At 66.9% G+C, this 10391-nt stretch carries 13 protein-coding genes; 2 read left to right on the plus strand and 11 right to left on the minus strand.

Going from position 1 to position 10391, the window contains the following annotated elements; translation table 11 throughout:
- Positions 1-103 precede the first annotated feature (103 nt).
- On the minus strand, positions 104-1864 hold the full coding sequence (gene pyk, locus QA609_RS01850) for a pyruvate kinase (RefSeq protein ID WP_278300872.1): 1761 nt from the start codon (positions 1862-1864) through the stop codon (positions 104-106).
- Between the two features lie 118 nt (positions 1865-1982).
- On the opposite strand from pyk, the gene QA609_RS01855 reads away from it, so the two are divergent.
- Entirely contained in the window at positions 1983-2270 is a 288-nt protein-coding gene (locus QA609_RS01855; protein WP_278300873.1) for a GYD domain-containing protein, read from the plus strand.
- Between the two features lie 180 nt (positions 2271-2450).
- Here the strand turns inward: QA609_RS01855 and metG are convergent, their stop codons facing one another.
- The 5 genes from metG to QA609_RS01880 form a co-directional block, all read right to left on the minus strand.
- Positions 2451-4550 (minus strand): methionine--tRNA ligase, encoded by a 2100-nt coding sequence (gene metG / locus QA609_RS01860; RefSeq protein WP_278300874.1) that lies wholly within the window; start codon positions 4548-4550, stop codon positions 2451-2453.
- Positions 4551-4852: 302 nt separating this feature from the next.
- Positions 4853-5200 (minus strand): hypothetical protein, encoded by a 348-nt coding sequence (locus tag QA609_RS01865; protein ID WP_278300875.1) that lies wholly within the window; start codon positions 5198-5200, stop codon positions 4853-4855.
- A 63-nt stretch (positions 5201-5263) separates the two neighbouring features.
- Entirely contained in the window at positions 5264-6577 is a 1314-nt protein-coding gene (gene hflX / locus QA609_RS01870) for a GTPase HflX (protein ID WP_278300876.1), read from the minus strand.
- A 269-nt stretch (positions 6578-6846) separates the two neighbouring features.
- Positions 6847-7095, minus strand: coding sequence for a DUF3194 domain-containing protein (locus tag QA609_RS01875; RefSeq protein ID WP_278300877.1), 249 nt, complete (start codon positions 7093-7095; stop codon positions 6847-6849).
- The gene (locus QA609_RS01880) at positions 7096-7497 is read right to left on the minus strand and encodes a prefoldin subunit beta (protein WP_278300878.1); all 402 of its coding nucleotides are present in this window, start codon (positions 7495-7497) and stop codon (positions 7096-7098) included. It lies immediately after the preceding gene.
- Positions 7498-7620: 123 nt separating this feature from the next.
- Between QA609_RS01880 and QA609_RS01885 the strand changes: the two genes are divergently transcribed.
- Complete coding sequence (locus QA609_RS01885; RefSeq protein ID WP_278300879.1) at positions 7621-8733, plus strand: hypothetical protein; 1113 nt, start codon at positions 7621-7623, stop codon at positions 8731-8733.
- A 6-nt stretch (positions 8734-8739) separates the two neighbouring features.
- Here the strand turns inward: QA609_RS01885 and QA609_RS01890 are convergent, their stop codons facing one another.
- The 5 genes from QA609_RS01890 to QA609_RS01910 are packed head-to-tail and all read right to left on the minus strand — an operon-like array spanning position 8740 to position 10219.
- The gene (locus QA609_RS01890; RefSeq protein ID WP_278300880.1) at positions 8740-9225 is read right to left on the minus strand and encodes a DUF2243 domain-containing protein; all 486 of its coding nucleotides are present in this window, start codon (positions 9223-9225) and stop codon (positions 8740-8742) included.
- A 48-nt stretch (positions 9226-9273) separates the two neighbouring features.
- Positions 9274-9546, minus strand: a complete 273-nt coding sequence (locus QA609_RS01895) for a KEOPS complex subunit Pcc1 (RefSeq protein WP_278300881.1) — start codon at positions 9544-9546, stop codon at positions 9274-9276.
- Positions 9547-9551: 5 nt separating this feature from the next.
- Complete coding sequence (locus QA609_RS01900; protein WP_005553800.1) at positions 9552-9686, minus strand: DNA-directed RNA polymerase subunit P; 135 nt, start codon at positions 9684-9686, stop codon at positions 9552-9554.
- A gap of 20 nt (positions 9687-9706) precedes the next feature.
- Positions 9707-9964: a 50S ribosomal protein L37ae gene (locus tag QA609_RS01905; protein ID WP_278300882.1), complete on the minus strand. Its 258-nt coding sequence runs from the start codon at positions 9962-9964 to the stop codon at positions 9707-9709.
- Between the two features lie 48 nt (positions 9965-10012).
- Complete coding sequence (locus QA609_RS01910; protein ID WP_278300883.1) at positions 10013-10219, minus strand: hypothetical protein; 207 nt, start codon at positions 10217-10219, stop codon at positions 10013-10015.
- Positions 10220-10391 lie beyond the last annotated feature (172 nt).

Below are 10391 nucleotides of genomic sequence, written 5' to 3' on the forward strand. Positions count from 1 at the left end.
AAAAACCCGTGGTCGTCGGTTCATACGGTTCGCTGCAAACCACTTCCGGCGCAACCGCGGCCCGGGCTGCGGTTGTGCCGGCAAATCGGTACGGCGATCGGTCTCAGTTTCGCTCGGTTCGGTCGCCGATGTCGCCGCCGTAGACGACGCCGCGCTCGGCGTCGAGGGTCACCGTCGATCCGTCCTCGAGTTCGTCGACGTCCGCCCCGCTGATCATCGGAACGTCGATCTCGCGGGCGACGAGCGCGGGGTAGCCCGTCATCCCCCGCTGGGCGTTGACGATCCCGCCGATCCGCTCGAGGTCCCCCTCGAACTCGTCGTCGAACGCCGACCCGAGCGCGACGATCGCGCCGTCGGGAATCTCCGAGAGGTCGCCATCCCGGAGCCGAACGACTGGCCCGGTCGTCCGGCCCTCGACGACGACCCGTCCCGTCGTCAGCGCGTCCGCGGCGACGTGGACCTTCATCATGTTCGTCGTGTTCGCCCCCTCGAGTTCGGTCATCATCCCACAGAGGACGACGACGGTGTCACCGCTGTCGGCGACTCCTGCATCGAGCGCCGCCTGGACGGCCTTCTCGACGACGGCGTCGGCGCCCTGGTCGGAGACCCGGGCGTATAGCGGCGTCACGCCCCATGAGAGGGCGAGTTGACGGCGGACTTCGTGGCTCTGCGTCGAGGCGACGACGGGAACGCCGGGGCGGTACTTCGCCGTCTTCAGCGCCGTATAGCCGGACTCAGTGGCAGCGACGATCGCCTCCGCGCCGATATCCCGGGCCATATAGCGCGCGGAGCGAGCGAGGGCGTCCGTTCGGGCCTCGCCCGCGGTCGGGACGCGTTGCTCGAGGGTCTCGGCGTACTCCTTGGAGTCCTCGACCTGACGGACGATGCTATCCATGGCGTCGACGACTTCGGGAGGGTGGTCGCCGATCGCCGTCTCCGCCGACAACATCACCGCGTCGGTGCCGTCCAGCACGGCGTTGGCAACGTCGGACGCTTCGGCACGGGTCGGTCGACGGGCGTGGACCATCGAGTCGAGCATCTCCGTCGCCGTGATGACCGGCGAGCCCGCGTTGTGACACTTGCGGATGATTCGCTTCTGGATCATCGGAACGTCCTCCATCGGACACTCGACGCCCAGGTCGCCGCGGGCGACCATGATCCCGTAGGAGGCCTCGATGATCTCGTCTAAGTTCTCGACGGCGCCAGCCCGCTCGATCTTCGAGATGATCGGAATTTCCTCGGCGCCCAGCTCCTCGAGGACTTCGCTGACCTCGTAGACGTCCTCGGCGTCGCGGACGAAACTCGCCGCGACGAAGTCGACCTCCTTCTCGGCGCCGAGCTCGAGGTCCTTCCGGTCGGAGTCGGTGACGATATCCAGATCGAGGTCGACGCCGGGGACGTTGACCCCCTTGCGGCCGCCGAGCTCGCCGCCGGTGTCGACGCGGGCCCGGACCGTCCCGCCGGAGCGCTCGAGCACCGTCGTCTCGATCAGGCCATCGTCGAGCAGGATGCGGTCGCCCGCCTCGACCTCCCGGATGGGGAGCGAGAGACCCACGCGCTCGGGGGACACCTCCTCGCCCTCGACGAACTCGATCTCCGAGTCCGTCTCGAGGGAGACTGTCTCTCCCTCCGGGAGCGGGGCTGTTCTGACCTCCGGTCCCTTCATGTCGAGCATGACGGCCACCGGCTCGTCTCGTTGCTCGTCGACCGCGCGCACGCGGTCGATCAGCGTCGCTCGATCCTCGAGGCTGCCGTGGCTCGCGTTCAGCCGTGCAACGGACATTCCGGCGTCGGCGAGCTCCGAAATCGTTCCCCGGTCGTCAGAGGCGGGTCCGAGGGTACAGACGATCTTCGCGTTTCTCATGTCGCCTGATAGCGCGAGCACTGACAAAAAGCTGCGTGGTTTACTCGGTCTCGAGTTCCTTGCCAGCCCATCATGTGCCACGGGAACGGTTTTCCGACGTTCGTTCCTCCCTCCCTGTATGCCAACGTTCGCATCCGTCGTGGAGCTCACGGATCGGGACGTCCAGAACATGCAGGAACTCGCCTCGATCTGGGGCGAGATTCGGACGGAGTTCGAGGAACACGACACCACGCTCCAGGACTCCTACGCGATGCTCGGCGAGCACGACTTCCTCGTCATCTTCGAGGCGCCCGACCAGGACTCGGCGTACAAGGCCGCACTAACCTTACACCGACACGGGCTCGACGCCCAGACGATGGCGCTGAAGGACACCGACGACTTCGCGGACCTCGTCGACGAAGTCTGACTCGGATCGGTTCTCGCGGTACTCGGTAGGGCGCCGTCCCCACGGCTTCGCACTGACACTGCGGCGTGCGTTCCTCCTTTCCGTTAGTTTCGGTCCGAATCCGATCGAGTCCCGAGGATCGCTACTCGAGAAGGTGACGCTCCGGAAGGTCTCCGACTCGAGGGAAAACCGCGAGGGCGACTACCGAACCTTCTCGCCGACCTCGGCGTCGTCGTGGGTCGTCAGCAGGTCGGCCTGCTCGCCCGCGGCGAGCACCATTCCGTTCGACTCGACGCCGAACAGTTCGGCGGGCTCCATGTTCGCCAGCAGGATACACTTCTGGCCGGGTAGCTCCTCGAGGTCGTGGAGCTGTTTGATCCCCGCGACGACCTGGCGGGTCTCGAAGCCGATGTCGACCTCGAGTTTGGCGAGGTCGTCGGCACCCTCGATCCCCTCGGCCGTCTCGATGCGGCCGACGCGGATGTCGACGTCCTGGAACTCCTCGAAGCCGATGCGGTCCTCGAGCAGGGGCTCGAGCTCGTCAGTGTCTCCGTCTGCCATATTTGTGGCTTCGTCAGCCGCCGTGTCGTCGCTTTCGGTTTCCTCGTCGTCTCCCGCAGCGGCGACGCGCTCCTCGAGCTTCTCGTTGAGCTCCGCGACGCGGTCGTCCTCGATCTTCTCGAACAGCTCGCCGGGCTCCGCGAAGCTCCGCGGCGGGGCCTCGAGGGCGGCCTGGAGACCGGCGTCAGCGATCTCGCCGTCCTCGCCGATCTGGTCCCACAGCAGCTGGGATTTGTCGGGCGTGATCGGCTCGAGCAGGACGGCGACGGCCTTGGCGATCTGAACGCAGTCGCGGATGACCTGCGCCGCCTGCTCGGGATCCTCGTCGGTGAGCTTCCAGGGCTCGTTGCGCTGGATGTACTCGTTGCCGAACTGCGCCAGGCGGGTCGCGGCCTGGCCGATGCCGCGCAGCGAGTAGTCGTTGACGGCCTCGCGAACCTCGCCGATGGCGCCCTCGATGCGCTCCTCGACCTCCGCGGAGACGTCCGCATCCGGCGTCCCCTCGAAGTTCCGGTAGGCAAACAGCAGCGAGCGGTACCAGAAGTTGCCGACCGTTCCCACCAGCTCGCCGTTGACCTTCTCCTGGAAGGCGTCCCAGGAGAAGTCGACGTCCTGCTGGAGGCCGCCGGTGGTCGTCAGGTAGTACCGCAGCAGGTCTGGGTGAAAGCCCTCCTCGAGGTACTCCTCGGCCCAGATCGCCCGGTTTCGGCTCGTCGAGAGTCCCTTCCCGTTGATCGTGATGAAACCGGTTGCGGCGACGGCGCGGGGGGCGTTGTAGTCGGCGCCCTCGAGCATCGCGGGCCAGAAGATCGTGTGGTGCTGGATGATGTCTCGGCCGATGACGTGGACGATCTCCCCGTCCTCTCTCCAGACGCGTTCCCAGTCGTACTCGTCGGTGCCGACGCGCTCGCTGTACTGTTTCGTCGAGGCGACGTACTCGATCGGGGCGTCGACCCAGACGTAGAGGACGACGTCCTCCGTGCTCTCGTCGTCACCGTTGGGGTAGTCGATCCCCCACTCCATGTCGCGGGTGAGACACCAGTCCTGCAGCCCCTCTTCGATCCACTGGCGGGGCTGGTTACGGGCGTTCGAGGTTCCCTCGAGCCCGTCTAAGAACTCGGTGAGGTAGTCGGAAAACTCCGAGACGCGGAAGAACTTGTGGCTGCGCTTGCGGTACTCGGCCGGGTTGCCGGTGATCGTGCTCGTCGGATCCTCGACCTCGCCGGGCTCTAAGTGGCGCTGACAGCCCTCGTCGCACTCGTCGCCGCGGGCCTTCTCGCCGCAGTAGGGACAGGTGCCCTCGACGTAGCGATCCGGCAGGTACTGGTCGGCGTCGGGGTCGTAGGCGACCTGGATCTCCTTCTCGTAGACGTAGCCCTCCTCGTCTAAGGTGCGGACGATCTCCTGGGTCAGTTCGGTGTTTGTCTCGTCGTGGGTGTGGCCGTAGTTGTCGAAGTCGACGTTGAACTTGGGGAACGTCTCCTCGTACTTACGGTGCCACTCGAGGGCGAACTCCTCGGGGTCGACGCCCTCCTGCTCGGCGTTGACGGCCACGGGCGTGCCGTGCATGTCCGAGCCGGAGACGTAGGCCGTCTCCTGGCCCAGCGTCTCGAGCGCGCGGTTGAAGGCGTCTGCGCCGATATATCCGCGGAGGTGACCGATGTGGAGGTCGCCGTTGGCGTAGGGCAACCCGCAGGTCACGATCGCGGGACTGTCCGTCGGAAACTCGTCGGTGCTCATATCTGTGATCTGTCGGTGGCGGGCGTAAAACCCGCCGGTTTTCGGTCGTCGGTTCGGTTCCGATCGCTACCCGTTGCTCGCGGTTCAGTCGTCGAGACGAGCCGGGTTTCGCCGCCGCGCGGAGATCGTATGACCGATGCGTTCGCGGCGGTCCTCCCGGAGACGGTGCCGTGGCTACATTCCCACTAAAATCGCGTCGGGGACGGCACGCGTCGTCACGTCCGTCGATTGTGCTCGGTCGAATATAAGTTCACGGCCAGTGTGTCACCGCTCCGGAGGACTCGTCGACGATCGGTGGCGACTCACCCGTCCGTCGGCTCGTCCCGGTCCGATTCCGGTGCGTCCCAGATCGGCGGCAGAAACTCGAGCCGAGCCGCAAGCAGGACGCCGAGGCCGAACAACAGACAGCCGAAGAAGGCGACCGCGAGCGCCGCGCCACCGGGAACGACGACGATCGCCACGGCCGCACCGACCCACGCCAGCCAGGCGATCGCCTCCCAGGGTCGGCCGCCGTACAGCCGCCAGCTCGAGAGCGAGAGCGCGAAGCCGCCGAGCGCGGCCGCCACCAGGACGCCCTCGAGGGTCGTCGACGCCGCGATCAGCGCGCCGACGCCGACGATCGCGACGACGTCGATTCGATCCAGGGGCATACCGATAGCTTCCCGCGACGGATCAAACGGGTATCGATTGCTACCGGTGACGACCGGGGCCTCTCACTCGAACGCCTCCGCCCGGCCGTGCAGCCGCTCGAGCACCGATGGCCGGCCGCGACAGGTGAGCGTGACCGTCTCGCCCTCGTAGTCGACCGACTCGACGGTCGTCCGATCGTAGGCCGTCGAGACCAGCGACATCGCGTCGTCGGTGTTTGGTATCCGAAGCGTCGCTCGCTCCTCGGGGAACCGCGCTCGAATTTCCGAGCGAACGGTCTCGAGGTTCGTCCCCTCGAGCAGGCTCGCGAGGATCGGGTCGGCCGCCGATTCCGGAACGAGATCCGCAGCTACCGAGGAGCGTCGCCGACGCTCCTCCTCGGACAGCGTCTCGGCCTTGTTGAGCACGGGGACGATCCGATCCTCGTCGACCCCCTGGGCCTCGAGCACCTCGAGGGACACCGACAGCCGCTCGCGGAACGTCTCGAGGGGATCGCTCGCGTCGACGACGAGGACGACGACGTCGGCCGCGGCCGCCTCCGACAGCGTCGAACTGAACGACTCGACGAGATCGTGGGGCAGATCGTCGACGAACCCGACCGTGTCGGTGACGAGTGCGGGCCGGCCCTCGAGGGTCGCTCGACGGGTCGTCGTCTCGAGGGTTTCGAACAGCCGGTCCTCGATCGCCGCAGTGGCGTCCTTTCCGTCGCCGTCCGCGGGAGTATCCTCGGCGCGATCCTCGAGACTCATCTCGTCGGCGAGGCGGTGCAACAGCGTCGACTTCCCGGCGTTAGTGTAGCCCGCCAGGGTAACGAGATCGAACCCCTCCTCGCGGCGACGCTGCCGGAACTGCTCGGCGGGCTCGGGCAGCTCCTCGAGTTTGGTCTCGAGGCGGTCGATCCGCTCCTCGACGTCGTAGATCCGGGACCCCTTCTCGGTCTGCTGGTTCAACATTCCCTCGTCGGCCGCGGCGATCACCCGCGGCAGGTCGTAGCGCAGGCGCGCCAGCTCGACCTGAAGCTGGGCCCGCCGGGTTCCGGCCTGACTCTCGAAGAGCTCGAGAACGAGCCGGTAGCGATCGACGACGATCGTCTCCTCGGGCATCCGTTGCTCGATGGTGTGGTGCTGGTCGGGCGTGAGCTCGCCGTCGACGACGACGCGGCCGGCCGCTCGCTCCTCGACGACGGCGGCGAGCTCCTCGAGTTTCCCGCTGCCGAGGTAGGTTCCGGAGTCGTTCGGCCCGACCTGCGTGACCGTCGCGACGACGTCGTCCCCGTTGGCCCGGACGAGCGCCTCGATCTCGTCGGTCTCGACGGGTGCGTTCGGTGATCGTTTCGCGATAACTGTGCGTGCGGTCTGCGTGGGAGCTGATCGTGACATGTTGGTCTGTGGCTGCGGGTACTGCGTGGCTCCGGCTCGAGTCCGTGCCGGACGAAACGAGCGGGGACCGGGGGCTGCGTCGCCGTCGACAGAACCGTCGATGACGGAGGCGAGCCCGACTCACCGAGCGAAAACGATCTCCATCTGCTGTGGCGTGAGCTTGCCGAGCGCGCTACTAATCGGTTGTGGTAGTGTGCGTTACTGTGGCACAGATGTCCGGGAACGCGGCTGCTCGGAACGGAATCGTCGCGAAAAGCGGGCCGAATACCTTACTCCCCGAACAGCTCGTCGACGGCCTCGCGCGCGGCGAGGGCGGCGTCGTCGGCGACCCGCTCCGGGTCGGCGTCTTCGTCGGGCGCGTTCAGGTAGACGTCGACCTCGAGGGTACCGTCCTCGAAGACGACCGTCACGTCGTAGTCCCGAACGTCAGATTGCTTGTACCGGGAGAAGATCAGCCCCTCCGCCGCGTCGGATGCGGTCTGGACGACCTCCTCGTCGGTCGGCTCCTCACTCGACATTTACGCGCCGCCGGCGCCGGGACCGCCCGGACCGGCCGGGCCGCCCATGCCGCCGCCCGCGCCGCCGAGCAGTTCCTCGAGCTCGCCCTGGAGGTCCTCGAACTGCTCCTGGACGCGCTCCTCCTGCTTCTCGAGGGTCTCGAGGCGGATCTCGAGGGAGTCGACCTTCTCTTCGAGGTCGTCCTCGGCCGTGCCGTAGTCGGTCTCGACGAACAGCTCGCCGACGTTACGGTACATCGTCGTCTCCTCGTCGATGTTGTCGAGTTCGTCGAGGGCGCTCTCGGCCTCCTCGAGGTTCGTCTCGGCCTGCTGTTTCTGCATGGCGACTTCCTGTGCGGTCTCCTGAAGACCCTGAAGCTGTTCGATTTTCTCCTGTGCTTCCGGCGGCAGGTTTCCTTGCATATCTCGACCGTCGCCCTCCGGACTGATAAAGCCAAGCTTTGTCGCTCGAGCGAAAGCGAGCGTCCGAACCCCGTTGGACGTGCAACCTCGACGCCTATCCCTCTCGCGGGCGTCCCTCCGGTGATGCGACGTCGCGACTTCCTCGCTGCCGGCGCCCTCTCGAGCGCGCTCTCGCTGTCGGCGGGCTGTCTCGAGACCCTCGGACGTGAGGACGCCTGGCGGGAATTCGTCGTGGATCCCCCGGACGGTACCTACATCCCGCCGAAGGTCGACGGGATGCTTCCGCTCGGCAGCGCCACGGTCGACGGCCTCGAGGTCTCGCTATCGGCGACGCGGCCCCATTCGTTCTGGACGGTTGCCGGCGACGAACGGGCGCGCGCGGACGTTCGGGACCACCACGACGTCCACCTGATGGCGACGGTCACCGACGCCGAGACCGGCCTCACGGTTCCGACGTCGGTGTCGACGGCGATCCGCAACCGCGAGGGACGGATCGACGAGCGAACCCTGTGGCCGATGCTCTCTCAGCGGATGGGGTTTCACTACGGCGATAACGTCCCGCTGGGCGAGGACGGCCCCCGCGTGGCGACCCTTCGGATCGAGCCGACGAGCGTCGACGCCGCCGGCGTCCTCGCCGACCGCCTCGAGAGTCCGCGAACCGTCGACCTCGAGTTCGAGTACGCGGCCGCGGAGATCGAATCCCTCGAGCGACGGCTGATCGACGAGGACGAGGGCCGTGGTGAGGCCGGGGCGGTCGAGCCGATGGAGCACGATCACGGGGGCCACGAGTCGGAGGACGATCACGACGACCACGACGACTCCGATGCGGACGACCACGAGCCGGGAGCCGACCTCGAGACCGCTACCGACGAGTGGCTCGGCACCGCTCGCAGCGGGGACCTCGAGTTCGGCGTCGGCGTCCTCGAGGACGGCTCGGACGGCGACGGCGAGGATGCCGTCGTCGTGAACGCGCGCACGCGGTACAACCAGTTCTCGGTCCCGCTCGCCGGACTGTCGGTCACCCCGGTTCGGGACGAATCACCTGGCGAGAAGATCCCGCTCGCGGAGCGACTCGACGCCGAACTGGGCCACCACTACGGCGCCCCCGTCGAGCGCGACCGCCTCGAAGCCGAGGAGCTGGCGGTGATCGTCGACTCGCCCCCGCAGCTCTCGCGCCACGAGGGGTACGAGACGGCGTTTTTCGACCTCGAGCCAGCGACGGTGTCGATCGAGTAACCCCGATTAGTCGGCTCGAGCGAGGTGGCCGTCCGCGCTGCGAACCAGGACGACCCCGACGACGAGCATGAGCACGCTCACCGCGAGCCAGTGGGGGTTCCAGGCCTCGGTGCCGTGGACGACGTTGTGCAGGTCGAGCACGTAGTGGCTGACGACGCCGTCGAAGACGTTGAACGCGCCCGCCCCGACGACGACGGAGCCGATCAGATACCGCGTCGAGAACCGGGCGTCGGTGCCGTTGACGAGCCGCCAGGTGAGCCCGAGGCCGACGCCCATCACGCCGAGCATTCCGAGCAAGAAGAGACCGTCGAACATGACGTTCGTCCGCATCCCGTCGAGGCTGTAGGGATCGTAGATTCCCGACAGCAGGTGATGAGTCTGCAGCGTCAGATGGAAGATCACGACGTCGATAACCGCGCCGAAGCCGAAGCCGACGGTCCCGCCGGCCAGCAGAACGCGCCGACGGCTCCCCGTGCCCGAATCCGTTACCATACCGCAGCCCTTCGCGGACCGCAGACAAAAGCGGCCGGCCGACGACTGCTACGTTCCCGAGCGCGACCGCACGCGATCACCGACAGCGGCGGTTCGCTCGGCGACGTCGATCAGCGAGAACCAGGTGTTCAGCGCCGCCCGAAGCGCGACGGGATCCGCGGCCTCGAGTTCGACTACGACGACTGACTCCTCGCGGTCGATCGTCGTTCGCGACCGCTCGTCGTCGATCTCGCCGATCTCACGGGCGACCGATTCGGCGACGATGCGGGCTCGAGCCGGGTCGTCGTACTCGAACTCGAGGGTCGCGCCGTGGGCGGCCACGGACGCTACCGGACGCTGACTTCCTTGACGTCGCGGCTGCGTTCCTTCAGGAGGACGCGGTGGCCACAGTAGGGACACCGAACGCCGCCGTACTCGTCGAGCTGAACGTCGCGTTTGCAGCGGGAGCACTTGTAACTCATGCGTAGAGAGTGAGAGACCGTTATTCGTCTTCGGCCAGTGCGGCTCGGATCGAGCGCTGGACGGTACGACCCGCGGGAGTCTCCGGGCGGTAGGCGCCGCCGGTGAAGACCTCGCCGGTCTCGTCGTTCTTCCAGATGCCGGTGCCGACGCGGGTGACGCTGTCGCCGTCGACCTCGGCGTTTTCCATATCGTCTTCGATCTCGCTGACGCGGCGTCGAGCGACGCGACCGTAGCGTGCGCCAAAACGGCCCGCGCTGCCGACTTTTTGGTTACCCATAGTACCGCTATCTATCGCTACTGGATTCTTAAACCTGTTGAGTTACGGTTACTCGTCGGCGGCGCGCTCGGCGACGGGGCCGGCAAGCAGCTCGCGGAAGACGAGCGCGAGCGCGGCGACCGGGCCGGCCGGGGCCAACGGCGCGGTGAGCAACCCCGTTCCGAGTCCCGTGGCTGCGATCGCCGTCTGAAGAGCGAGGCCGCTCACGGAGAGTAGCGGGATCATGGCCAGGATCGCGTCGGCTCGCTCGAGCATGGCTAATTACACCCGATCGGATAAGGGGCCGACAACCAGCAGCACCTGTCACTTCTCCGGAACGACGAAAACGATCGCTTCCGACTAGATTGTTGCCAGTAGCTGGTAGTACAGTTTTGCCGTTCAGTCATGTCCGTACGTCTGAAACGGTCGGTTCGTTCGTGGAGAGTGC

The sequence above is a fragment of the Natronococcus sp. A-GB7 genome, assembly GCF_029688865.1.
Lineage (GTDB): Archaea > Halobacteriota > Halobacteria > Halobacteriales > Natrialbaceae > Natronococcus.